This window comes from Moorena sp. SIO3I6, from assembly GCF_010672095.1.
The window spans coordinates 48,938-75,673 of sequence record NZ_JAAHHU010000028.1; the positions used below are offsets into that span (position 1 = coordinate 48,938).

18 protein-coding genes are annotated in these 26,736 nt (G+C 44.7%); 5 read left to right on the plus strand and 13 right to left on the minus strand.

Annotation, left to right across the window (positions count from 1 at the left end):
- The first annotated feature begins 53 nt into the window (after positions 1-53).
- Positions 54-188, plus strand: a complete 135-nt coding sequence (locus tag F6K49_RS10740) for a hypothetical protein (RefSeq protein ID WP_293074075.1) — start codon at positions 54-56, stop codon at positions 186-188.
- A 349-nt stretch (positions 189-537) separates the two neighbouring features.
- On the opposite strand, the gene F6K49_RS10745 is transcribed toward F6K49_RS10740, so the two are convergent.
- The 4 genes from F6K49_RS10745 to F6K49_RS10760 all read right to left on the minus strand — a co-directional run bounded on the left by F6K49_RS10745 (position 538) and on the right by F6K49_RS10760 (position 5,711).
- The gene (locus tag F6K49_RS10745; RefSeq protein ID WP_293029647.1) at positions 538-1,947 is read right to left on the minus strand and encodes a flavocytochrome c; all 1,410 of its coding nucleotides are present in this window, start codon (positions 1,945-1,947) and stop codon (positions 538-540) included.
- Complete coding sequence (locus F6K49_RS10750; RefSeq protein ID WP_293029650.1) at positions 1,940-3,259, minus strand: Coenzyme F420 hydrogenase/dehydrogenase, beta subunit C-terminal domain; 1,320 nt, start codon at positions 3,257-3,259, stop codon at positions 1,940-1,942. Before F6K49_RS10750 ends, F6K49_RS10745 begins: the two co-directional genes overlap by 8 nt.
- A 2-nt stretch (positions 3,260-3,261) precedes the next feature.
- On the minus strand, positions 3,262-4,470 hold the full coding sequence (locus F6K49_RS10755; RefSeq protein WP_293029654.1) for a pyridoxal phosphate-dependent aminotransferase: 1,209 nt from the start codon (positions 4,468-4,470) through the stop codon (positions 3,262-3,264).
- 236 nt (positions 4,471-4,706) lie between these two features.
- Positions 4,707-5,711, minus strand: coding sequence for a hypothetical protein (locus F6K49_RS10760; RefSeq protein ID WP_293029659.1), 1,005 nt, complete (start codon positions 5,709-5,711; stop codon positions 4,707-4,709).
- Positions 5,712-6,833: 1,122 nt separating this feature from the next.
- Between F6K49_RS10760 and F6K49_RS10765 the strand changes: the two genes are divergently transcribed.
- The 3 genes from F6K49_RS10765 (at position 6,834) to F6K49_RS10775 (ending at position 9,608) form a co-directional block, all read left to right on the plus strand.
- Complete coding sequence (locus tag F6K49_RS10765) at positions 6,834-7,664, plus strand: D-isomer specific 2-hydroxyacid dehydrogenase family protein (protein ID WP_293096432.1); 831 nt, start codon at positions 6,834-6,836, stop codon at positions 7,662-7,664.
- A gap of 551 nt (positions 7,665-8,215) precedes the next feature.
- A complete protein-coding gene (locus F6K49_RS10770; protein WP_293065056.1) occupies positions 8,216-8,662 on the plus strand; it encodes a type II 3-dehydroquinate dehydratase in 447 nt (148 codons plus the stop codon).
- Positions 8,640-9,608: an arginase gene (locus tag F6K49_RS10775; protein ID WP_293018360.1), complete on the plus strand. Its 969-nt coding sequence runs from the start codon at positions 8,640-8,642 to the stop codon at positions 9,606-9,608. The genes F6K49_RS10770 and F6K49_RS10775 overlap by 23 nt, the downstream gene beginning before the upstream one ends.
- 211 nt (positions 9,609-9,819) lie before the next feature.
- On the opposite strand, the gene F6K49_RS10780 is transcribed toward F6K49_RS10775, so the two are convergent.
- The 9 genes from F6K49_RS10780 to hemC form a co-directional block, all read right to left on the minus strand.
- A complete protein-coding gene (locus F6K49_RS10780; protein ID WP_293018359.1) occupies positions 9,820-10,491 on the minus strand; it encodes an HAD-IA family hydrolase in 672 nt (223 codons plus the stop codon).
- A gap of 65 nt (positions 10,492-10,556) precedes the next feature.
- Positions 10,557-11,510, minus strand: a complete 954-nt coding sequence (gene queG, locus F6K49_RS10785) for a tRNA epoxyqueuosine(34) reductase QueG (protein WP_293065059.1) — start codon at positions 11,508-11,510, stop codon at positions 10,557-10,559.
- Between the two features lie 64 nt (positions 11,511-11,574).
- Positions 11,575-12,318, minus strand: a complete 744-nt coding sequence (locus tag F6K49_RS10790) for a Stp1/IreP family PP2C-type Ser/Thr phosphatase (RefSeq protein ID WP_293096436.1) — start codon at positions 12,316-12,318, stop codon at positions 11,575-11,577.
- Positions 12,319-12,540: 222 nt separating this feature from the next.
- Positions 12,541-14,244 carry an AarF/ABC1/UbiB kinase family protein gene (locus F6K49_RS10795; protein ID WP_364301255.1) on the minus strand — a complete coding sequence of 568 codons (1,704 nt, stop codon included), beginning with the start codon at positions 14,242-14,244 and terminating at the stop codon, positions 12,541-12,543.
- A 160-nt stretch (positions 14,245-14,404) separates the two neighbouring features.
- The gene (locus F6K49_RS10800; RefSeq protein WP_293065065.1) at positions 14,405-14,752 is read right to left on the minus strand and encodes a DUF6825 family protein; all 348 of its coding nucleotides are present in this window, start codon (positions 14,750-14,752) and stop codon (positions 14,405-14,407) included.
- A gap of 292 nt (positions 14,753-15,044) precedes the next feature.
- Positions 15,045-16,271, minus strand: a complete 1,227-nt coding sequence (locus F6K49_RS10805) for a serine/threonine-protein kinase (RefSeq protein WP_293065067.1) — start codon at positions 16,269-16,271, stop codon at positions 15,045-15,047.
- A 178-nt stretch (positions 16,272-16,449) separates the two neighbouring features.
- Positions 16,450-20,568 carry a CHAT domain-containing protein gene (locus tag F6K49_RS10810; protein ID WP_293096446.1) on the minus strand — a complete coding sequence of 1,373 codons (4,119 nt, stop codon included), beginning with the start codon at positions 20,566-20,568 and terminating at the stop codon, positions 16,450-16,452.
- A gap of 258 nt (positions 20,569-20,826) precedes the next feature.
- Entirely contained in the window at positions 20,827-22,254 is a 1,428-nt protein-coding gene (glgA, locus tag F6K49_RS10815) for a glycogen synthase GlgA (protein WP_293065071.1), read from the minus strand.
- Positions 22,255-22,579: 325 nt separating this feature from the next.
- Positions 22,580-23,548 (minus strand): hydroxymethylbilane synthase, encoded by a 969-nt coding sequence (gene hemC, locus F6K49_RS10820; protein WP_293065073.1) that lies wholly within the window; start codon positions 23,546-23,548, stop codon positions 22,580-22,582.
- A gap of 1,068 nt (positions 23,549-24,616) precedes the next feature.
- On the opposite strand from hemC, the gene urtA reads away from it, so the two are divergent.
- On the plus strand, positions 24,617-26,736 hold a 2,120-nt coding region (gene urtA, locus F6K49_RS10825; RefSeq protein ID WP_293096461.1), incomplete at its 3' end, for an urea ABC transporter substrate-binding protein.

The window sequence follows — 26,736 nt, forward strand, 5'->3', positions numbered from 1 at the left end:
TTTTTTCGGATAAAAAAAATCATCAATAATATATTATAGCGTTTCTAGGACTCATGAGGTACACATTAGTTTTTACCTCTTCCCTCTTCCCTCTTCCCTCTTCCCTCTTCCCTCTTCCCTCTTCCCTGCTCCCTGCTCCCTGCTCCCTGCTCCCTAAAAACCATAAAATTGTACCTCACAAGTCGTAGAATTGCTATACAAATATTGAGAGGGAGAGCTGAGGGGGTGACATGCAAGCTAAAATCCTTACTGGGTATTGCGTTCAGCCGATCTGTAACAAAAAGATACATGCTGTTTTGGCCTGACCTTGGACTTCGTTATAAGGGTTTGAGCTTGCCATTACATCATTCGTAGGGTCAATTTGCCAGTTTATCTTTCCTAAGACAACTGGCATCAAAGCCTTATCTAGTAAGCTTTTCAGGGCTCATGTCACCCCTTCAGGAGGGAGAGTCAATCATTTTTACCATTATTTTTACCATTAGGGAAAGTTAATTATTATTACGATTCAAAAATGCATGTGATTGGTCACTGAGGCTTCTAGGAAGGGACTTGAGTGTGGGTTGCAGCTTCTCTACCCGCGATTCGCCCAAAAACCAGACATTCCGTGATGGCACACCCCCCTAGACGGCAGGCTCCGTGAATACCGCCTGTGACTTCTCCTGAAGCATATAGCCCGATAATCGGGTGATCGCCTTTCCCCAGAACCCGCCCGCGAACATCAATTTTAAGGCCTCCCATAGTGTAATGGACTTTAGGCCATAATCGAACGCCATAAAAGGGGGAACTCAACGGCTTGGCATAATCCCGTATAAATTTACCAAACTCTGGGTCTTGATGCTGCTCCACAAAGGAGTTATATCGACTGATGGTTTGGTTCAGTTTCTCTAAGGGAATCTGATACGTGCTTGCTAAAGATGATAGGGTCTCAAATTTTTTCACCACGCCTCGATCTAAATCAGGTTCGATATCAATGCCAGAACTTTGCATTCCCGCAGCATCGGCAATACCAATACAAGGATGACCAATTTCTAACAACTTATCTGTCCACCGTTTACGATCAGCGAGTTCATTAATAAAGCGTTTTCCAGTCACTGGATCAACCGCTAATCCATAGGCTAGCACCGTATAGCTAGCAAAGAGTGGAGCAATGCCATAGCCTGTTTCATCTGGAGAGACCCAGGGAGCAAGCTGAATCTGATCCAAATCGAGGCACTGGGCACCAATTCTGATGGCTTCTACCAAGGCTTCTGCGCTGGTATTGGGAACATTAGTGTGATCCAGATTGGGGGGGAGATGGGGGGCGTATTGCTGCCGAAAAGCGGTATCTCCGGAGAAGCCCCCTGTTGCTAAAACGACTCCCTGGTTAACGTTAATCTGCTGGATCGGAGCTGAGGGCTTGGTTGTTTGCACTTCTACTCCTGTGAGGATCGGATGGGTATCTGTCTGGGAGTTTACCAGTAATTTGCTCAGGCGAGTTTGGGTTCTAATTTCGACCCCGAGTTGCTTGGCTTTAGTCAACAGTGCAGTGATCATGGCGGCACCTGAAACGTCTTCTGGTGTGTGGTTGCGAGGTACGGAGTGGCCACCATACTGATCCACTCGATCTTTGAATTTCACACCAAGTTCATTCGTGAGCCACTCGAAAGTGGGGTAGGATTGCTCGATCACCTGCTGAACCAAGCGCGGATTGTTTCTCTGTTCCCCTGCCTGGCACATATCTGATTTCAACAGGCTAAAAGAGTCTTGGATGCCTTCTCTGGCTTGAATCGGAGAACCCACAACGGTCAAAGTTCCTCCACTAACAACTGAGTTACCGCCGAGGCTGTTTTCCTTCTCCAAGACAATGACGGATGCACCCGCTTGAGCCGCAGCGATCGCCGCACTCAGACCGGCAAAACCACTCCCGACCACGACAACATCCGCGATCATGTTGTGAGTATCAGTCATATGATTCACTCTTCTGTGATTTGTTTCTCTGATGTTCATGGGTGCCAGCCGGTTCACCCAGGCGGCCATCTTTAGCCCGCTCCCTTGCTCCCCGTGCTTCTTGTAGTAACTGCTTCCAATCTTGGGTTCGAGCCAGTTCCTCCAGGCGCAGCCCTTCTGTTCTGGGGGTTTTTAACCCGGCTGCCCGCATTCCCACATATCTCGCCCAGGCACCATTTTTCTTACGTACCTGGTGGGGCTGAAAATGATCTAGATCGCGAAAAGTAATGTCTTTTGCTATCGTGATCGCCCCTGCTGCGATCGCCTTTTCCCAGAGGTCTTGTCCCTTTTGAGTCCGCACCATGATGGCATTAAACCCTTCATCTTCCCCCTGAGGGTCTGAATTCGGCCAGCAGTCTCCGGCCACCAGATCGGCAACTTCACCGATGGCATCAGGGCAAATTTTACAGCGGGGTTGAGTGCCCCATGCCATCTTATCCTCCCAGAGTTCCTGGTAGCTGATGGAAAAAGTCCGGTTATCCTGGGTGACGAGACGGGTCGGACCGGGATTGCCATAGCCCCGGTAACGAAAGGATTTGAGATCGGCTTCTGTCACATTAAAGCGATCGCAGACCTGCACAAACTTTGACAAATCGGACATTCCCCCACAGAAAAACGATAGACAGTAGCGCACCAATTCCTTGACTCGTGGATCATGTTCTCCTAGATTCCGAATTGCCGTAATATCACAGGGTTTCCCCACCACTGCAAACGGCCGATTTAGATTGATAACATCGATAAAATTCACTAACGATACACCCGGTCCATAACGAGATCCAGATGCGGCTAAGACACTGGCCGCATCAAAACTCAGGCAAGGGGTAAATAACATTGGTCGCTCTTGGGATGCCTTCACGTGCAGAATAAAATCTACCGATTTGGATTCTAGTAGATAAAGCGACAATGCGGTCAAAACCCCACCGGATGAACCCCGGTAGCGAATATCCGGATCGGCAGCATAACCAATGTGGAGTTGAGCCGCCGCCCCCCAAATTGGATCAATCACTGCACCATCGGCTAGTAATGCTGGATCTGCACTGTGCAACTGTAGACCCGGGCAGGTGGCATTAATGGTTTCTAGTGCTTGATCGCTTAAGTTGGGTTGAGCCATCGGACGAGTTCGCCCTTGTGGAGTCATCACGATTTTAATTGCACCCGGTTCAGCAAGACTCTGACAGAGACCACATCCCATACATAGACTGGAGGTAACGATCTGATCGATTGAAATAGGTGCTGCTTCAGATTTCTCTTTGAAAGTTGTATGTTCGATCACCACTAGGTTGCTTTCAATATATGACTTTTGCCCAACTTGGATACTGTACTACGTCTACGTGACTGCTGTAGGGATTGTTCTGAGCCAAGCAGATAGCCTGCAAGCCTGGTTAAACCGGTTTCAATGTGATGGGCTGGGCTGGCAAAATTTAATCGCAAAAAGGCATGATCGTGATCATGAAAATCAATGCCAGGAGTGGAACTCAGGGCATAATTCTGAGCCAGATGCAGGGATAATTCCATGGCATCTTTTTCTGCCTCAGCCACATCTACTAGCGCAAAAAAGCCTGCTTGAGGGTGAGTTCGCAGTTTTAATCCAAGGCGTTTGGCTGTGCGCTCAAACAGTAACCAATTATAGCGCAACAGATATCGGTGTTTGCTCACCAATTCATCCCAGTGTTGTATCAGGTTCTCCGCAATCAGTTGGCTGGGTAAACTGGTACACATATTGAGAACGGCTTTGACGTTGGTCATCAATTCCACCTGTGATTCAGGCACAATCAAATATCCTACCCGGACACCAGCAATTGCCAAGGATTTGGATAGACTGCTAATTATCAGATGACGGTCAGATAAACCAATGGCACTGGGAATGGGTTCATCGTTGAGGGGTAAAGCTTGGTAGACTTCATCAAAAATAACGGGAACACCTAAATTAGCGATCGCTTCGAGCTGATGGTCTTGCAAAAATGTACCGTATGGATTGCTGGGTGAATTGATCACAATTGCTTTAGTTTTATTGGAAATCTGGTTTGGCAATTGTTCAATATCAATGCAATAGTCATCTCCCATGGGAGCTAAACGACAATTTACCCCAAAAATCTTGGCTAATACGTTGTAAGCTGGATAGCAAGCTTCAGATAGGATGATTTCATCTCCCTTATTCAGTAGCATTGCAAATGCAAGGGTCAACGCACCAGAAGCACCGTTCGTAATGCAGACCCGATCTGGGCAGAGATCGTAATCAAATTTTTCCTGATAGTAGCCGCAGATGGCTTGACGCAAACTGTTAATACCATTGATATTGCCGTACCCGACGTGGTGACCGAGCAGCACACTATCGATATTGACATCCACGTGCTCAAATGGGTTAAAGGAAGAAATTCCCTTACCAAAATTGATAGGTTCCAGTCCTTGATGATTGGCGCGATCAAAAACCTCCATAATGATGTCCATTGCTAGGGGCGGACATGATACGTCACTTTCAGGCATAACTATCATCTTGATCTTTTTAAGCTTACTGTTCAATTGGTTTTATCCATGCTGTCGTAATAAGCAGGTGCACAAAATTAATGACACATTTTACAAAGCTCAAACCTTTACAAGGTAAGCTTTACAGAGATTACGATTAGGCAATTAATTCTGTGTATGTGCTTAACTTTGTTCAACAGAATCAAACTTATTTTTTTATGTTGAACAAAGTTATAGTCATGAATTCATCAGGTTAATCAAGGGATCATTATGTCTAAAACTGAATCAATGTTCTTATAATGCTGACGGGGAAGTTTTTCGACTTTTTTATTCAGAGTGTCTGGATATTTTTCCAGCAATTGATCACACCAAACCGGATCAATATTTTTGGCAGCGAGCAATCGATAACGTTGACGTGTCAACGAATCAGGGTGCCTCAAAGGCAAATGCTTTTGGCAAAAATCCGTGACTTCGGCTTGAATCGACTGCCCTGAGGATTGCAAATCGTGGTGAGCCAGATACCCACCTAATGGCGTGTTCCCTCCGGCTAAGCCAAAGCCCTTTAAAGTGACATCAATCCAATCACAACCCTGGGCAAAGGCTTGGTTAGAGTTCTCAATTGCATATCCCAAAGTATCGTGGGCATGAAACCCTAACGATTGTGGGCAAATCTCTCTGACTAATGCCATCATGGCGTTAACCTCATGAGGATAAAGTGCCCCTCTAGAATCAGCTAGGTAGACAATATCCACGTTTTTCGATGGGGCAATCGTTCTGAGCAGACACTCAATTTCCGCCAGTGAATAGGATGAAACACAGATCAGATTTAAACTGATTTTGAGATGGCTGGATTGTTTTTTAAGATGATTAGCGATTTCTAATGCCTTGTCAACCAGATCAGCGGTACAGGGCATCCGCAGCAGCGAGATCTGGTCTAACTTGTCAGCTACTGCTGCCTGCCAGTTATCCTCGGCTGGATTGAGCATACAAACTAAAGACATCTCAGGATATAACTGCTGAATCTCTGCTAAAAACTCTTTTGGGCAACCATTCACTGGAGATGTCATTCTGTCGGGTGTGCGTAGAAAACCCACCTCAACTTGACTCAATCCCTGATCCTGTAAAAAATTCAATACGCTTTTGGTTTCTTCTAATGAAAATTGCCACCGATTTAAATAGCCCCCATCCCTTAGGGTTACGTCTAGAATGTTACTGACTGCAATCCTTCGCCCTAGACATTGAGGTGATTGTAAGCTTTGCATCAGTTACTATTGTTCCTTTAACTACCTGCACCATGACCAAGCACTACCTCTGTAAAATTATTTTGGAATTATCTAGGTAGACTTAAACAGCCTATTAATAACATAAAGTGAGCATTCCATACAAGTTAGAGCTGATTTATAAACTCGCTGTAATCCTTGTAGGATAAGGCTTCCATTAAACTAGAACACTTGAACTACTTAATGCTAAAATGCAATCATAGCAAGGCTTTCAGGCTTCTTAATATTTAATTTACAAATTAGCTCTTATACAGGGTAAGAGCATCTCAATCAACTATGACAAAAGGATTGTAGAACGTAAAAATTAAGTCTAGTTGACTGAGAAAACTAATCAACCACGTACTGCTACGTTGGCATTTTGAATTCCAGTCGATACCATAGTTGAGCATGTTGTTTTCGTGAGGCCATCGCCGGGTCAGGATCATGATTACTCACGTGCGACCCGTGGCGAATTTAATTCTTAATGGTAAGAGCGCACCTATGTGAAACGAACCCGACGAATCAGTTTCCAGGCATTTTCCCTCGGAGGCTTTGACCCACTCCAAACCAAATCCGACAATAGCTGTTTCCTCGTGCGCCAGTGTGTATCTACCCACCGACGAAAACTGGTTTCAACGACATGGGTAGGGAGTTTTTAAGCAATGGGGCACTAAGTTTTGATAAAATGAATACTTAAGGGTACACGCAACCAGTTTCGATGTCGCTGTAATCTAATCCTAGCAATATGTTCAGGCATTTTTTTTAACTGGTCTGTCCCGATGTAGTATTATTGTTCCACAGTACTATAAGCTAGAATCGATAGCACTTTTGAGCACCTTTAGTATATTTGTACAGGGGAACTTTAGTGCTTATCGCAATGCCATGTCTTGCCGTTTTGTTCATTGGCTCTAGGAAAATCCGGACGTATTTATCAGATATAAAGCGAGTAATGGCTATATTTGGGCGCTTATTTGGCTAAAGTCCCAATAAGCCAGGGGCTTGAGATCCCGTAGCTGACCAGACTAAGTGATTAGAGGACAATCCAGAGTGGTAAAAAACTGTTTATTTGTGAACAATCGGGAACCATACCCTGAAACCTGTTTTGACTCAATTCCAGGTATTGCAATGGTGTGGTATCAGGATCATTCAGAGGGCTTTTCGTTAGAAGAGGCGATCGCCAACAATCCGGATACTCATATCCTCATCACCACGTTGATGGATTGGAGTGCAGCTAACTTGCAAAAACTCCCGAAGCTGGAACTGATCATCACCATTACCACAGGCACAGACTATATTGATAAAGCCTATTGCCAACAGCATAATATTAAAGTGCTCAATACCCCTGGCTTCACTGGAGCCTCGGTTGCTGAACACGCAGTTGCGTTAATGCTAGCTGCCGCCAAGCGGTTGGTGGATTACAATCACAAAGTTCGTACGGGTGATTTCCAAATCTTTGAACATCAGGGAATTGAACTGTTTGGCTCTCAAGTGGGTATCATCGGCATGGGGACAATCGGAACCCAGGTGGCTCGTATGCTGCAAGGCTTTGGCATGAACATTGTGTACTGCAACCGCAAGCCGAAAGAAAGCAACCTGGCTCAACCCGTTGATCTAGAGACGTTGTTAAGTACAAGCGATATCATTTTCCTCACCCTATCCCTCAATGCTGATTCCCACCATCTGCTCAATCACAACACCTTTGCTAAAGTCAAACCAGGAGCAATTCTGATCAGTATCTCACCGGATGATCTGATTGAATTTTCTGCTCTACAAGAAGCCCTAAGTAGTGGCAGGCTCTCCTATGCAGGGATGGACATCCACCATGAAGATTCACGTTTTATGACACTGCCTAATACTGTTCTGACCCCTCGCCGTGCATGGTACACTCAAGCCGCATTTGAACGACGGATCCAGATTTTCACCCAAACCCTCGGAGATTACATGAAAGCACATTGACACTCCCCGCCCTATAAGAGCGGGGATTCTTTAATCAACAACTCAGCTTGCTCAATCAGGCCGGAACCAGAAAGAGTAGAGGCCGAATCTCCTAAAGCGTTTAGATAATGGATCTAGGTTTCGGTGTGCCCCACCGTACCTTTCTTTTTTATAAAAAGATAGATACTTTTTTAATCTAACTTTTTTCATAGACGTTTAAGTCGTTAGACCAAATTACGCAATATGTATCTCGTACATATTTTTTACGTTGCCTACTTATTGATTAGATAGTATTTATCTTGCTTTTTAGTTTATTGTTTATAATATTATTTTAACACGCTCTGTAAAAACTGTCAAGTTTTAGCTTAAAAAGAAAGCCGTCCTATAAGGACGGGGCTTTAAACCCAATTTTTTCGGTAACGAACCCGGTTGGGTGTCACCCCCGACTAAAGTACGGGGGTCTATGATCGATATCCATTGACAATGATTCTGCAAGATTTGGAGGTGAAAAACTTTACAACTTTCCTCCCTTGGTTAAAACCCAGGGGTATCCAAGTTAACGGAGGTTATTGATGAAATTTTTACTCATTCAAGGAGCTAACCTGAACTCACTGGGCTATCGTCAGGGCAACACCTATGATGATACCACCGCTGAACAGCTTGATCGGATGCTGAAGCAACACGCCAGTGACTTTGATTATGAACTGGATATTTTCTACACAAATATCGAAGGTGAAGCCATCAATAAGGTTTATGCCAGTGTAGCAGCAGGTGTGGATGGGGTTCTCGCTAATCCGGCAGGATTCACCTACAACGCCTATTCTCTCAGGGATTGCCTCTCTTACATCGCTCCACCTTATGTGGAAATTCATATTACCAACATCGACAAGCGCAATATCAAATCAGTGATGTCAGTCGCTGCAGTTGGAGTTGTACAAGGTTTTGGGATCGATTCTTATTTTGTTGCTCTCGAAGCAATGTTGAGACTTCTTAAACATGAACCCTATCAAAATCGTTGAAATTTGCTCAGAACTGGGTGCAGCTCAGTTGGGTGCTAGCATGGGACCAGATGCTATCCGGATGGCGGCTCACAAAGCAGGCAGTCACTTTTTCTCCGAACACCCAATCATTCGCTTGCCTGAACGTAACGCTCTGTTGGCAGATAAAAACCACAATCCAGGTTGTCGTTATGCTAAGCGTCTCCGCTACATTCTTGAAACCTGCCAAATTGCTTGTAACACAGTTACAGATACTTTGGAAAGAGGTGAGTTTCCCCTGGTGTTGTCTGCCGACCACTCATCAGCCGCAGGAGTGATCGCTGGTGTTAAACAAGCTTATCCCAACGAACGCCTAGGCATTATCTGGATAGATGCTCATAGTGATATGCACTCACCCTACACAACTCACTCTGGTAATATGCATGGGATGCCCTTGGGTGCAGTGTTAGCATTGGATCAAGAAGCCAGAACTTTACTAGGTGCTTCGTCGAATGAACTGCCACTGGCTGCACAAAAACAGTGGACTCACCTCAAGGAGTTGGGTGGTATTGTACCCAAGGTGTTGTCGGAAGATTTGATTCTTATTGGTGTTCGCTTTTTCAAGCCAGAGCATTCAATCTTAATTGACAAGTTGGGGATTAAACTCTATAGCGTTGAGGATATCCGAGAAAAAGGAACAGAGTTTTACACCAGTTTGATTGAGCAACATCTGCAATGGTGTGACAAAATTTATCTGTCCTTTGATGTTGATAGTCTAGACTGCGAAACGGTTTCACAAGGAACAGGAACCCCTGAAGCGAATGGTCTATATCTGAATGAGGCGATCGTCCTCATCCAGACCATTATGGCAAATCCGAAGGTCTGTTGCCTAGAGATTTCTGAAGTTAATCCAGTTCTCGATGATAAGGGGAATGCTATGGGCGAGGCTGCATGGCAAGTCTTGGAGGCTGCATTAGTCAGGAGTTAGGAGTCAGGAGTTAGGAGAAATGGGAATTATATAGGAGGTAGTCGGAAGAATTGTCCCTTGATTTTTCGGCTCTTGTCTGCCCAAAATGTGAATTAAATGAGCTTTTTCGACCGAAAAGCTGGCACTTTTTTCGACCCAACAAGGCTAAAACCTTTATCTGTCAATGCTTTGAGAGTTAATCAGCAAGCCCTAAGTAACAAGTAACTCATTCCTAATAACAAACTACTTTTGATTTAACTTTTGATTGATCTAAATTAGATACTACTTCAGATAACTCCTGGGGTTCGTCGATCAAAAAATCGGGTTGATATTGAGCTAGAACTTCTTTATAAGAAAATCCCCAACTAACAGCAACTACTTTAATAGTATTTTTTTTAGCTGCCTCAATATCCCTAGTTTCATCTCCGACATAGATCACATCAGCAGGATTTAAATTATGTTTTTTGAGGAATTTACGAATAACTTTTTCTTTTCCAAAGATAGGACTCCCTGAGTCAACAAAATCAAAAAGCTTTACCCAAGAATTATGGGTCAGAAAAAGGTTAACGTTCTCTGCTGAGTTAGATGTCAATATCCCTAATTGGTAACCTTCAGATTTAAAATCATTTAAAACGTCTATTAGTCCAGGAATAGGAGTTAAACTTTGAATATCTTCGCGTAATAGTTTTTGGACTTTTTTCAACAAAAACGGGATTATAAACCTCGAAATACCCGATTGCTTAATAATTTCCCTAGAGCTTAAATGTCTAACTTGCTCCAATTTTTCAGCTGATGTGGGCTGATATCCAAATTCTTCCGCTAAGCTATTGGTAATCTTGACAATGGCAGTAAGGGTATCAGCCAGAGTCCCATCAAAATCAAAAAGAATTACTTTTACACTCATTGAGCAATTAACAATTAACAATTAGCAATTCGCAATTCGCAATTCGCCACCCAAGTAATCAATGGCTAGTCAACGGATTTTTGAGATGCATCAATATTAGCTTGGGCATTGCGCCGTAGCATATTTGGCTTTATACGCCGCAGCGCAGAAGCTGGAAACCGTCGATTCCACTCCTGATCAGATATAGTAGCTAATTCCGTGAGTCGAGGAGCCACATTCCAAGGGTAGGGCTGAAACTCTACCACATCAGTTTCTTTAGCAAAACGTTGGTTCCAGGGGCAAACATCTTGACAGATGTCGCAACCAGCAACCCAGCCTTCTAAATGGGGTTTAATCGATTCCGGCAAGTTTTCAGCGCGATTCTCAATGGTATGATAGGCGATGCAGCGGTTGGCATCAACGACAAACGGTTTGGTAATAGCACCCGTTGGACAGGCTTGAATACAGCGGGTACAGCTACCACAGTGTGAAGTGTGAGGGGTATCTGGAGTCAATGCTAGGTTAGTCAACACTTCCCCTAAAAATACCCAACTGCCATACTCCCGCGTAATTACATTACCATTTTTAGCAATCCAACCAATACCTGAGCGCTGCGCCCAGACTTTATCTTGTACTGGCCCTGTATCAGCATAGTAACGCACCTGGATTTCTTCTGCTTGTGCTTGTAACCAAAAGGTCAATTGCTTCAATTTTTTATGCATGACCTTATGGTAATCTCTCCCCCAACCGTAACGGGAGATTTTGCCATACTCAGGGCTTTCGGGACGCTGGTGAGGGGTGTAGTAGTTGAGAGCAACACAAATTACCGACTTCACCTCTGGCATACAGGCACGAATATCCAAGCGTCGAGGATTTGCCATCCAAGCCATGTCTGCTTGATACCCTAACGCTAGCCAAGCCTTCAAGTTTTGCTCTGCTGAGTCATTATGATCAACATCCACAGCTGCAATTCCTACCTTATGAAAGCCGAGCGAGCGAGCTTTCTGTTTTACCTCAGTGCTAGTAACTGGTATATCCAAGTTGTATTTACAACCTAACTCTACCTGTAAGGTGTGTTAATCACGCACGTTCACCCAACACCGTTCATCCAAGACCTTTCATCCTTTCCCCAATCTCTACTATAACCACAGTAATGTTATCCCTACCGCCTTGGTCTTTAGCCGCTTCAACAAGCATAACCAGAGCCTGATCAATACTTGAACTCTCTTGGAGAGAGGAAGCAATCAATTCATCGGAAAGTTCTTCGGTGAGTCCATCGCTACAAAGCAAAAGGCGATCGCATAATTTAACCTCTATCGGATGGACATTGACTTTAGGTAAGTCCTTTCTGCCTAGACATTGAGACAGAACATGACGCCAGGGATGCATCCGAGCCTGTTTAGCTGTCAGTTCTCCCAACTTAACGGCTCTGGCTACCCAGGTGTGGTCTTCTGTAATCTTCTCTAACTTAGAATTCCGGAACCGATAGAGGCGAGAATCTCCTACATGAGAAAACCAACACTGGTCTTGACGGAACATCACCACTACGGCAGTGGTTCCCATATCTGACCGTTCTGGATGAGTTTGCTGATCGTTGAGGATAGCCTGATTGGCTTGATAGATCGCTTGTTCTAGTAACTCATCAGAAGGGGTTTGAGAGTTCCAATATTTATTCAAATAAGTCTTAATCGCCTCAGTGGCGATTTTACTTGCCTCTTGTCCACCGGCATGACCACCCATACCGTCGGCAACAATAAAGAAGCGACCGTCCGGGTCTATGTAGTAGTCATCTTGGTTAACTGTACGTAGTAAGCCCGGATCTGTAATACCGGCGAAGCAACTTTTCATCACATCGGTTGTTTACTGGCTTGATGCTTTCTGCTCGTCTGTGAGCTTCAGTTTGATTTTGATGGATAGAAACATGATTATTATCGACCTGATTCAGTTGAATTAAGGAAATGTCCAACAATGTCCGGATAAATGCCGAAACATCCAACGATTTTCCCTCCTAGTACTTGCTACTACGGTGGATAGATCGTGGGATAAGGAGCTATTACGACTTTACAACAACTAAAACATGCGATCAAACCGGTCAAGCCGTCGGAGCAACCTAATTAAGGCAAATCCTAACATAGCTGCCACCAAAACGACTACTAAGGCTAGTACGACATTACCATTGACAAATAATATAGTAGCCGAAAGGGTGAAGGCACTGATTAATAAAGTATAGTTGGTTCCCAACTGAATACCACTCAGCCGTCGTAAAACCCGGTCTGATTCAATAGAGCGCACTCGAATGCGCAGGTCTCCTCTTTCTAATTTATCAATAGTACTTTCAATGCGCTGGGGCAAACCTAATGCTGTACTACTCATCTGTGCGGCTTGGCGTCCCAGTTCATTAATAAAGCTATTGTTGTCGGGAGTGTTGCCGTTGGTCATAATCTCTAGTGCGAAGGGTTTTGCAACTTCCATAAAATTAAATTCGGGGTCTAAGCCTTTACCCACTCCTTCCAGTGTAGAAAAGGCTCGCATCACAAATGTGAACGTTGCTGGGAATCGAAAAGGCTGGCCATAGGCAATTTCGTAGAGGTCATCGCTGATGTTACTCACCGATTGCTCCTCAAAGGGCTTATCCATGAAATTATCCAGCATGTACTGAACTGAGCGCCTTACCGGTCCCATATCACTCACTGGTGAGAGCGCACCCAATTCAATTAGGGAAGTCACCACTCGGTCACCGTCTTTTTGGGCAATGCCAAACAGGGTTTCCATCAGTTGCTCGCGCACATTGGCCTTAATCTGCCCCATCATGCCAAAGTCGTAAAATATCAAGGAGCCTTGATGACTAACCGCAATATTTCCTGGATGGGGGTCAGCATGGAAGAAGCCATCATTTAGCAACTGCTGTAAGTAAGCTTCTGCTCCCAGACGAGCGATTAATTTGCGGTCTAGGCCAGCTGCTTCTAGAGCTTCGTAACTACTAATCTTAATCCCTGGTAAAAATTCTAGGGTCAAAACTCGTGATGAGGTATAGCGCCAGTAGACACGGGGTACCTTCACCCAGTCATAGCTGCGGAAGTTGCGGCGAAATGTATCTGCATTTCGGCCTTCATTAAGATAATCAATTTCTTGCCAAAGAATCCGACAGCACTCTTCATAAATCCCACTCCAGTCCCGACCACGCCCCCAGTCTGGATGGTTTTGAAAGTAATAGGCGATCCCCTTAAGAATTTGTAAATCAATAGTAAACAGTTTTTTTAAGCCTGGTCTTTGGACCTTAATCGCTACCTCTTCACCACTGCGAAGTTGAGCTTTGTGAACTTGCCCTAAGCTAGCTGCTGCCAGAGGAATTGGGTCAAAACCACTGAACAGTTCCTTGATGGGCTTGCCTAAATCTTCCTGGATGATCTGCTCAACTTGCTCGTAACTAAAGGCAGGAACCCGGTCTTGTAGTTTGCTCAGTTCTTCTACATACTCACTAGGGAATAAATCGGCACGGGTGGAGAATAACTGTCCAACTTTGATAAACGTTGGTCCTAGATCTAAGAATGTATCTCGAATCCAGATAGCTTGTGTTTTGCGTCTATATGCGTGCTTTTGCTCTGTATATCCTCCCCGATAACTCCAAGGTTTACCATCAAGCCACAACCCAGTGATGAGGGTTAAAACAAAACGCCAAATATCAATAAAACGCCTTTGACGGGAGTAATTTTCTTGATTCCACCGATAAGCTTTTTCGCTGTATTGCTTACCTATAGAACTTTGGCTAGACACATTGCGTTCCTGATTTATTGTAAGGTTAATAGAGTTTTGAGAAAGAGCAGACACTCGGATTTCTCTGTAAGGTTTTTATCAAAAAAATAGCAGGTTATTAAAAATTATGTCGAAACTACTCACTTCTGTAGATAATCTAGGGTAGTAACGATAAATCTTATCAAGATTGCTTGCCATAGTTTTTTAATTCAGTACGCAAGCTGGCAATTTCTGCTCGCAGCTCATCAATCATGGCTTGCAGATCAGCTGGCTTCGATCCTGTTTTCCCTGTGTTACTAGCTGTGTTACTAGCTGTTTTACTACTAATAGTAGAATCAGCTTCTGCTCCGGCTTCGCGATTGGCACTTTCTATTACCTGCTCGGTAAACTGCCGCAGTCGCTCACGCTGCTCAGCATCAAACTTGCCTAACTCACTCAGGGCATTGGTTAGAGCATCCTCGAGCTGCCGATTAATGGCTTGAGCTGCAGCCCTACCCAGAAAAAAGGCATGAATTACAGAGTTACTCATTGATAAGTTTCTTTAGCTTACGTAACAAATTATAACGTACTTGCCCAGGATTATGACTTAATTCAAATCCAGTTGCTTGCCTCGTATATCCTCAGTTTGTGCAATATCCCATGTCGTTATAATTTAAAAATCACATATTATATCATTTTATGTATTTAAATCTCACAGGACTTAGGCAGTAACTTTTCCTTCGTAGCCCTACTAATTATTAAGTGCGTTTGGTGGCCAGTGTGCTGTAAGTCCTGTGGAAGTATGAATATGAATAAAGCACCTTGATCAGGTTGAAAGTGTTTCAGAGTTGGGGTTCTGACAAAGGCCAATTGCTGCGAGGAGGGAAGGATTGATCGGTGTGGAAGATGGTAGAACCAGGTTCTTTTTGAGAGTTAATTCGCAGTGCGAAACCAAATCCTAATCCGGCTGAGGCGGCAAGGGCACCGGTCATCAGTAGGGCTTTCAGTGGGAATCCAGCTTTGGTAGTTTTGAGTTTTGAGGTTTGAGTTTTGAGCTTGGCGTGGACAGTTTTGAGAACAGCTAAGGTCTGAGTGCTCAGTTTTGAGGTCTGAGTGCTCAGTTTTGAAGTCTGAGTGCTCAGTTTTGAGGTCTTAATGCTCAGTTTTGGGGCAATTAATGACTTTTGCTGAGGACTCAGCACTTTCAACTGAGAACTGCTTTGAGGCACTTTTTCCTGAGTTGGCAGCAGCGATAACCAAGCTTCTACAGTTTTAGGACGTTGATTGGTGACCATGTGCAAGCCACGCCAGACTGCTTGTTTAACTACTGGAGTTAGGTTTTGTGGACATGGTGGTAAGTCCGGCAGGAAAAGAATATAGAAACCTTCCTGGGCATGCAATACTTCCCTGACTGGTGCAGGTAGGGGTGGGTTTCCAGTAAGCAAGCAGTAAAAGGTTGCGGTTAAGGAATAGACATCGGTTGCCTGGGAAAGTTGCCCTTTAGAAATGTACTGTTCCGGGGCGCTATACCCAGCAGCAATTAAACTGGCGTGGGTTTGCCTGACTCCTAGGGTGAGTTGACTAGTAATACCAAACTCACATAGCACTAGTGTATCGGTATCTTGACGCAGAATGATATTTTCTGGTCTAACATCTAGATGCAGCAAACCCTTTTGATGTAAGATACTAAGGGCATCGCCAATTTGACGAATGTATGCAATAGCTTGAGCTTCTGGAACCAAATTGGCTTGGATGAGTTCAGCTAACCTCTGCCCCGGAATATATTCCATGACTAGGTAAGGTCGTCCGTCAGCTTCAAAGGATTCGATTACCCTGACTAAATGCTGATGCTGACAGCCGCTCAAGAGCCTACCAAGGGCAAGAAATTGCCGCTTGAACTGGTCACCATGGGGATGGTGGCACAGATTGTCGCTGAGGGTTTTGATCACGACGGTTTGACCAGACTCAGCGTTGATGGCTAGGTAGGTGATGCTAAAGACACCTTTGCCTAGCTGGCTATGAAGAACATATTTGCCGTTGTGCAAGACTGTGCCTGCCTTTAAGTCCATGAAACTTCAGTTCAACTCCCACCTATGCTAACCTTAAGTGGTGCAGAATGGTTGACACCACCTAGGTTTCGTTTCTCACTTGTTGACAATCAAGGATCAAGGAAAAACCAGGATAACTATCAGTCAAATTATTCAGCTTAACTATTCTGTAGCAGGAGTTGTTAATCAGGATCAAACATTACCAAGGGTTACCAATTAGGGTAAAAGCGCTCCAATAGTAGGGATGTCGTAACTCCACATCTGGCAACTTAGCTAACGCTGGCGGTAAAGGAAAACTGCCCTGATCCGTTACCAACTGCCCTCTCTCGAGACGTACTGTGCCCCTGAGCAAATTTAACTGAGCTTTCCGTATAGCCTCGGCTTTGACTGGGAGTTGCTGTAATTTTTCGTAAAACGTTGTCATTAGCCCCAGGGTACCCTCATCGCTGACATACCAGAGACTTCCCAATGCGGACTTGACCCCCGCTAGCACTGCTAGACCGGCAAATCCTAATTCGGCTTGCTCGTCTCCTAAGGCAGTACGACAGGCACTTAAGACCAACAACTCCACCTTAGGCTTACTTAAGCCTAGTTTAGGCAACTGGTTAAGTTGCAGCTTGGTATCCCACAGCTGGATGTAGGAATTACTTGGCTTACCGGCTAAAAATTCACTATGGGTAGCCAAATGAACGATACCAAAGGGTTGTGAGGCACGAGCTTTTATCAAATTTGCTACGGTGAACGCTTCGTTAAGTAATGCCTTTCCTGACCACAGTTGTTCTGTAACCATCGATAACTCTACAGGAACTGCTGGTAATGGGTTTTTGTTCTTAAACTGGGATGCTCCCATCGCCAAGACTTGAAATTTCCTAATGTCTACATAGTTCATGTTGGTTAATGATAGAGTTGGCATCAAACCAAGGCTATATCGTTCTACAAGAAACCCAGTGCCATCATGAAGTGCTGCCATGGGTAAGGAGCGCAAACCAACGTCCATGATAAAGGCAAGATTATTTATTTTTTGGGCTTTTAGCTCCTGCTCTACTGGATCAATCAACCAACGATACAACTGCTGAGCCAAGGGTAGGTAGACATTTGCGCTTTCGAGATTGGTGATACTCCTGTGGAATTCCCGAGCAACAGAGAGAACTTGCGATCGCGTTGCTCCCTGCACCTGTTTTCGAATTACTGCTCCCGAAGCCGTAACGACTAGTAATTCCAGCTGTGTATCGAGATTTTCTTGCCAGTGTGACCTAGTCTTTTGCCGATTTTCCGTTCTCTCTCGTTCCGGTTTGGTTGACGTCAATCCTTTAGAATTGACTAGATTGCCCTTAGTAGTTTCCGGTTTAAATTCTGGTTTAAAGAAGAGGTAAATTAGGGCTGGTTTGAGTCCAGTAATATTTTCAATCTGGCGCAGGTGGGCTTGGGCTTCTTCCAGGGTGACTATGGGAGTGTTGCTAATGCCTAGATGTTTTTCAAAGGCATAGGTAAAGCCTCCCTCAAGTTGTTTAACATCAGCTTCAGCTTCTAGGGTAGATTTAGAGGATTTACTGGTAACTTGCTGTGGGACTGATTGTGCCAGTGATTGACTAATATTAGTACTATTAGTATTAGTAATCTCTGCTATAGTCTGTGGTGCTGGTTGATTGTAATAAATGTTGATTAAATTCGATTTAGGGGGAAAATTAACAAACTCAAGGTTTTTAAGATTATAATTAGGTTCTAATTTAGTATTTTTATGGTTTATTTGAGTGTATTCTGTTTTGGGAGCAATTGCCTGAGGCTTTGGTTGAGTAAGAATTGGTAATAATTCAAGGGAATACTGATATAGTTGAGGGCGACTGGGGAATATATTAGCCGGATTTGAATAGGGATTGGTAGCCATTGCTTGACCTTGGCTAGTCGAATTTGAAATCACATCTTCAGCCATTGCTTGACCTTGGCTAGTCGAATTTGAAATCACATCTTCAGCCATTGCTTGACCTGCGCTAGTCGAAGAATTACCGAGCAAATTGGTAGCCATTGCTTGACCTGCGCTAGTCGAAGAATTCCCCAACAAATTGGTAGCCATTGCTTGACCTGCGCTAGTCGCATTTGAAGATGGCTCCCCAGTATTAATTTCTATATCACCTGAATCTGAGCTCGTTGAAGTCAAAAAGGATTCTGGTGGAAGAATGGTAGAATCACCTGTAGAAATAGCTCCCTCTGTACCATTAGTAATACTATTTCCCACCTCAAAGGGGGTTTGCCCGTTTCCCCCATGACTGATGGTGATTTTTCCTCCACCATCTCCCCCAACTGTAGCAATGCTGACTGCTGTTTCTTTGCCCTCGATTAAGGTGTCAAACGTCCCAGTGGCTCTAAAAAAACCTTCTGTGGTAATTTCCACATTGCCGCCTTTCCCATCAATACCACCTTGGGCATTGATCCAGCTAACCTGAATATTATCGCCATCGAGGGTAACATCCCCTCCCTTGCCAACTGTTGTTGATGAGTTAAGCTCTTCTGTGCTCAGAGCCTCAGACGCTGTGATTGTAATCGCTCCCCCATTTGTCTTGATATCACCTAGAGTGACATTAACGCCATTAATGGTGATATCTCCAGAAAAGTTCAGAGACACGTTAGGGGCGGTAATATCATTACTAGTATTCAGAACAATGTTGCCCAAAACTTGTTCTAGGGCATTCGCGCCAAGGGTAAAGCCAGATGTCCCCCCATCCCCCGACAAAATTTCCATCACATCAAAACCAAGGGGATTATCTGCTAGCTGCTGACCAGCAATCCCTGTCCCAGGTACAATACTAATGTTATTGTGGTCGAATGTAATCGTGCCGTTTTCACCAAGAGGGGCGGTGACATCAACTTTTGTGCCATCAAAGATTAAAGTCTGTTGGCTAGATATCTCAACTGTCCCAGCATCTGGGGACAATGGGGACAATGAAGTTTGCTCTCCAGCGCCACGGGCAGTAATCTCGCCATAGAATGCTGTGGTTTCCTCTGACCAGACAGTAACTCGACCTCCGTCTCTATCTGCCGCTTCTCCATCAGCCTTAATCAAGGAATCACCGCTGACAAAGGTGCGATTGGCATTTAAATTTACATTGTCTGGATTGTCTTGGGGGTGCTTCCCAATCCACACCTGGCCACCATTACCGCCGGAAGAGTCAATGGTGGCATTAATTACAGCAATGCGATCGCCTAATACTGTTACACTGCGTCGCCTAAGTTCTGGGCTGGAAACATCTAGGGTCCCCGAGACAATGGTTGTTCCTGTCTCAGTGGGAACTGTGGTGCCAGAATCTGTCAGCTGCACGGTTCCATTGGAATTGGCACTGAGTCCCGTCTCAATGCCTTGGGCTTGTCCTGTCAGTAGCTCTGGTATATCTAGTGCGGTAATTAATGGTTGCCCATTTGGTGTACGAGGGGGGTCAATCTCTAGATTCAACAAATTTCCAGATTGAGAAATCTTAACCAGACTTTCCCCTGGTACAGCAGCGATAGTAATATTGCCTCCCGGTGCCTTCACTTGCCCAGTGTTAATCACACTACCCCCGATCAAGGCGATAGTGCTATTGTCTGGCACTTCCAGCTCACCAGCGTTAATGATACTTCTTTGTTGGGCTAAATCAAAGGCAAAGCTAGTGGGGTCACCAATTAAGTTCTGGTAATTATTATTGTCACCAAAGGCATCAAACCAATTCCCGTCCTCAAAGCCAATCCCAGTCGCTGTGGTTGCTGTAAAGGAAGCAGGGACATTTATTCGAGCACCAGCCCCAAAAATAATTCCTGCTGGGTTCATTAAGTATAAGTTAGGGCTGCCACCGCTTGTGATTTTAATTAGACCATTAATAATTGAGGGATCACCGCCTACGACTCGTCCCAAAATATTCCTAACCTGGGGATTATTAGAGATAAAATTGGCAATCTGACCGGAATCGAGTCCAAATTCCTCAAAACTGTGGAACAGATTCGGTTTATCGCCACTAGAGAGGCTACCACCAGTAATATCGAAGCTTTGACCATTAGGAGTTACAATTGTCCCTGCACTGTCTTCTGCTGAGGTGATTTGTGCTATTGCTGGTAGCCCAGTTGGGGAGAGCAACATGGCTACCCCCCAGGGCATGACTTGAGCTAGAGATTTGCGGTTGAGGAATGAAGGAGAGATTGTTCGGTTAGAGCCTTGAGGAGGGAAAATCTTGCCCTCTAGGCGGCTCCACCGTCCTTGGTACTTAGAATAATTGCTGCGCTTGGGTTTTAATACCGGTTTCCCCATAATCTTCATAGCAACCCCCCCTAAGGTTCTCTGTCTAGTAGTCATGCAGTCTAGTAGTCATGCACCTAATTTGAAACAGCTGTAGCACCAATCCACTAAGGGAAGGCCATGGTAATTTTACTAATTTAAAACTAAATTAGCCATATTAAATTAGCGGTAGTGGTACACAAGTAGTGATTTTAGCTCCTGTTACTTTGACCAGACTGTAGCCAAATCACTACTTGTTGATCACTACCAAATTAGCCATCCTTAGTGATCACTGTTCACAGTAACAGAATAGGTGTAACTTATGGAATGTTCTGTCTAGCTGGCAACAACTAAATGGTTGTCTTGTGGTACATGTTGAGGTACTTCTGCCGGTAATCCTACCAGATCTTGGTACATATTGATATATTCCCTGGCTGACTTCTCCCAACTAAAGTCTTGGCTCATAGCTCGTTGCTGCAAACTCCGCCATTCTTTCTGGTAGCGGAAACCTTCCCAAGCCCGAACCATACAAGTATAAAAATCTAACGGTTCATAGCGGTCAAAGCAGTAACCGGTGCCAGTTTGCTTGATCGGATCATGGTGGGAAACGGTATCCACCAAACCCCCAGTACGTCGTACTATGGGGATACAGCCGTAACGCATAGCCAGCATTTGGCTAATCCCACAGGGTTCAAAGCGGGAAGGCATTAAGAATAGATCACTACCAGCATAGATGCGTCGAGCTAGAGGATCGTTATAGAGGATTTGAGCAGACATTCGTCCTGGATAGCGGGATGCGATTTCCCACAGTTGGGTTTCATAGTAGCGCTCTCCCGTACCTAGGACTAAAAATTGACAATCGGTGTAAGCTAGGAAACCCTGTAAAACTTGCACGAGCAGGTCAATCCCTTTCTGTTCCACTAAGCGGGAAACCATACTGATCACACAGGTATCCGGGTTGATGGCTAAGCCGACTTCTTTCTGGAGGGCTACTTTGTTTTTGCTGCGGATGTCGAGAGTATCTGCGGTGAAGTTGTGAGGAATGTAGTTATCGGTTTCGGGATTGTAACTTTCTGTATCAATACCATTGACAATTCCAACAGTTTTACCACTGATAAATGACAGCAAACCTTCTAAGGATTCACCGTATTCAGCCGTTTGGATTTGTTGAGCGTAGGTGGGAGAAACAGTATTTACCCGGTTAGCATACTGTACAGCTGCTGCCATAGTATTATGACCTTGCATATACCAGGGACACCAAGTAATTTCTTCTAAGCGCCAGCGCTGGGGGCCTTGATAAGCCAGGTTGTGAATTGTGAAAACTGTGCTGATATCTGATGATTGGTGCATCCAAACCGGAATCATGCCCGTGTGCCAATCATGGCAGTGAATAACATCAGGCTTCCAGTAGTTCCAAGCAAACTCAGCTGCACCATTGGCAAATAGGGTGAATCGCCAGTCTTCATCATCTCCAGAATAGATTTGGCGACCAGCAAAGGCAGCATGACCAAATAAATATAAGGGGACATCAGTCTTGGGTAGTAGGGTTTCAAACACATTGAAGTGTTGAAACATAGCATCACCGGACCACACTGGTTCCTCTGGAATCTCCATTTTATCGGGCAAAAAGCCGTAGTAAGGCATGAAAATTCGGACATCGGGTCCCAATTGCCTCAAGGTTTTGGGTAATGATCCCACTACATCCCCCATACCGCCAATTTTCGCGATGGGAGCTGCTTCCGCCGCAACGAATAGAATCTTCATCTGTTAGTTGTCAATTATTTGTTGTTAGTGCCTAGGAAATAGCTGCAAGCTTGAAGGATGAAGTGCATTTGATCAAGCCTGAAACATGGAGCAGAACTTTTCAGGAATTGACCTTTAACTCCTCTGTTGACTTGATCGAAGAACCTTCAGCTTTCCGGCTATCCTAGCTTACTCTAGCCTTCTGAAAAATTCTACGGTAAAAGAAAAAGGCTATGGCTTAAAAAACCTTTTCCTTAGCCTTTTCCTACACTAAAAGCGGCTTTGCGAAAATTATAAAATCTATAGCGTTTCGGACAGGAATTGGATTGAATTTTCAGCTATATTCCTATTCCCGCTCGATTTGAGCCAAAATTTCATCCAAAATCTCTTGTGCTCCCTGTTGTTTGAGCTGTTCGGCAAGTTCGAGTCCCAGATTTTCTGCTTGACTCTGCTCCCCTTGAATGGTATCTTTGACAAGTCTTTGCCCATCCACACTAGCCACTATAGCTGTTAGGGTTAGGGTATTGCCTTCCAACTGAGTGTCTACACCGATGGGAACTTGACAGCCACCTTCGAGCGCTCTTAATAATGACCGTTCCGCGTAACAGCGTTGAGCAGTGGGGGGATGTGCGATCGCATTGAGTAGTTCTAAGACTTCTTGATCATCCTCACGGCATTCAATTCCCAAAGCCCCTTGTCCCACAGCATGGAGTGAGATCTCTGGTGGTAAAATTTGGTGAATGCGATCGCTCATGTCCAGTCGTTGTAGCCCAGCTACTGCTAAAATTAGTGCATCGTAGTCACCAGCATCCAGTTTGGCCAGTCTGGTGTTTAGGTTCCCTCTAACATCTTTAAAACTCAGATGGGGAAAATGGTAGCGCAGCTGAGCCAGCCGTCTGAGGGAGGAGGTTCCAATTATCGAGCCTTCTGGCAACGTTTCTATCTGTTTATCTTGGTGCTTTTGGTGCATTACTAAAGCATCTGCGGGGTTCTCCCGTTCTGTGACGCACCCTAACACCAACCCTTCTGGCAATTTGGTGGGCAAGTCTTTGAGGGAATGCACCGCAAAATCGATCTCATCCCTAAGCATTCCCAATTCCAGTTCCTTAGTGAATAACCCTTTATCCCCAATCTTAGATAAAGCCACATCCAGGATTTTATCTCCGTGGGTACTCATGGTCTGGACTTCAAACTCTCGGTCTGGAAAATGTTTTTTCAGTTGCTCTTGTACCCAGTAAGTCTGAATCAGAGCAAGTTGGCTTTTCCGAGAACCGATGCGAATTGTCCGGGCAGGACTGGTAACGGTAGAGGTCATAGGGCTGTCAATTTCTACAAGGCAGATCAATTTACTTGTTCTAGACTACCGCAGAAGGTGACGTTTCCCTTTCCGTTTCTGTCATTAGCTAGTTGTCATTTGTCATTTGTCAAAAACTAAGGTGTAGTATATAGCATTTCTGTAAGCTATCAGCTATCAGCGTGTCGCGTATCAGCTATCAGCTTTGGAATAAAACAAGTAAGCATTGGAATAATGCTGAGTTATAGCAGAAGTCAGAAGTCAGAAGTCAGAAGTCAGAAGTCAAACTCTTGCGCTTACTTAGGTTTGAGACTTTTGTCATGTCCGCGCCTGCCCTGGCGACTGCTATACCTCAAGCGCGTCGTTCGCACAGCGTGGCCAAACGCGCCCCGCGTGGCCAAAGCCTGTGCCACAAAGCACCTCAAGTAGCGTGAGCCTTTAGCTCACGGCTGACCGCTGACCTCTGTTGGCTGAATGCTTATCTCATAACTCTATATCTCATCTACTTGAGTGGTGGGATGAGTTCACTTTTATCAGCAACGCCAAACAAAATTTTTTCAGTGATAGTATCCAAAGAGACATCAGATATTTGTAAAGAATTGTATAGTCGTTATATTGAAATATAAGTTCACAGGAAATTTTAAGTTATTTATATTATTGTTGTACTAATTGGTTGAGGTGCAGTGTAATTGACTTAATCGGGAAGAGGTAAATGGTGGGAGGGAATAAAAGATGGAAATTAAAACTAAAATTTCGAAATTTTTCCTAAATTTTGCCACTTTTCTATTGATTCTCTAAATTTGACTTCTATAACCACAACTGCCCCAGAAACTAAGTCATCTTCGATGGGTTGTGTAGGTAGTTAATAGGTTGACCCGAAAATATTTCCTTGACACCCACAAAAATTCCTCCCCTAACACGGTTTTATCCTGACTTAATCAGGGTGCTCGCTACATTCGCGCTTGATTTAACATTGATTATTTAATAGTAGGTCACGTCGCCTGCGGTTGCTAGATAAACCCAGAGTGAGAGGCTGATGGGTGATTAAAAGTTAAAGATTTGCAAATAAATATTGCAGGAATTTAAGCAATGCCAAGTTTCAAGACTGATAACCCCTGTATACGAGTTGGTATATTGCATTCCTTAAGAGGTACTATGGCAATTAGCGAAGCCCCCCTGGTGGAAGCTGAGCTGATGGCGATCGCAGAAATTAACCAAACCGGAGGAGTTCTTGGTCAACCTATCGAAGCGATCGTTGAGGATGGCGCATCGAACTCAGCGGAATTTGAGAGCAAGGCCAGAAAACTGATTCAACAGGATCAGGTAGCCACAGTCTTTGGCTGCTGGACGTCTGCTTCTCGTAAGGCAGTTTTGCCTGTATTCGAGGTGTTAAATTCTCTGCTATGGTACCCCCTACAATATGAGGGTCTGGAATGTTCCCCCAATATTTTTTATACCGGGTCTTGTCCAAATCAACAAATTGAGCCAGCGGTGAACTGGCTGGTGAAAAATTACGGTAAGCGATTTTATCTGATCGGTAGCGACTATATTTTCCCCCTGACTGCCAACAAGATTATTAAAGCGCAACTGAAACAACTGGGGGGGACAGTGGTTGGGGAAGATTACATGGCTCTAGGCACTCAAGATATGGGTGAGGTGATCACCAAAATTAAACAGGTTCAACCAGATGTGGTCTTCAACACCCTCAATGGTGACAGTAATGTAGCCTTCTATCGCCAGTACAAATCCTCTGGAATTAGAGCTGATGAGATTCCGATTATGGCAGTGAGTGTGGCTGAGGCGGAACTCCAAAGGATAGGGGATACAGCGGCGGGACATTATGCCAGCTGGAGCTATTTCCAGAGTCTGAACACTCCTAATAATCAACGGTTTGTCCAGAATTTTCAGCGTCGTTACGGAGCTAACCGAGTGACTAGTGACCCCATTGAAGCCGCCTATGCCCAGGTTTACCTTTGGAAACAAGCCGTGGAATCCGCTCAATCATTTGAAGTAGACCGGGTACGGGTGGCAGCTTATGGTCAGAAATTTGATGCTCCGGGAGGATTAGTCCAAATCGAACCCAATCACCATATTGCCAAAAAATGCCGGATTGGGCGGATTTTGCCTACTGGACAATTTGAAATTGTGTTTACCAGTGAACGTCCGATTAAACCCCTACCCTGGTTAGGGGTTGAAACCTATAACTGTGCCTGTGATACACAAACTCACCAATACAATGGGTCGGCTAGGGCCACACCATTGATCGAACCCTATAGCACAAATGTGGTGATTGAATTATTGGCTGAGGTGGCTCAATGGATTGAAAAAGCTAGGTCTTTCGAGACCAATGCACAAGTATTAGAAATGGCAACGGCACAGTTGAAACATGAAATAGTTGAGCGGCAACGAATTGAAGCAAAACTCCAGAAAGCGTTCGATGAGCTAGAGCTAAAGGTTGAACAACGCACAGCTGACTTAAAAGCATCTAATGCTCAGCTAATTACGGAGGTGCGAGAGCGTCAGCAAGCTCAAGAAGAACTCAGGGCAGCTAAAGATCAGTTAAAGGCCGTGTTGGAAGCGGTACCGGGGATTGTCTCTTGGATTAGTTCGGATTTGCGCTACTTGGGTGTGAATCGCCATTTAGCCAAAACATTTAACTTGCCCTCAGAGGGGTTTGTGGGTCAAGACATTGGGTTTCTTCAGGCTAGCTCAGAGTTTAATGACTTTGTCAAGGAGTTTTTTGCCACTCCAGAACAAGATGCTTGCCGAGAAGTCTCGGCTATCGTCAATGACGAAAAGCGAAACTATGTAATTGTTGCCCAGAAGTACCATCAAGGCTCAGCTGCTTTCACCGTTGGGATTGATATTACCGAACGTCAGCAGGCCCTTGAGGACCTGCGCAAGACCAAAGATCAGTTACAGGCAGTTTTAGGCGCAGTACCAGGGATTGTTTCTTGGATTAGCTCGGATTTGCAATACCTAGGTGTGAATCGCCATTTAGCCAAAACCTTTAACTTGCCCTCAGAGGGGTTTGTGGGTCAAGACATTGGTTTTCTTCAGGCTAGCTCAGAGTTTAATGACTTTGTCAAGGAGTTTTTTGCCACTCCAGAACAAGATGCTTGCCGAGAAGTCTCGGCTATCGTCAATGACGAAAAGCGAAACTATGTAATTGTTGCCCAGAAGTACCATCAAGGCTCAGCTGCTTTCAC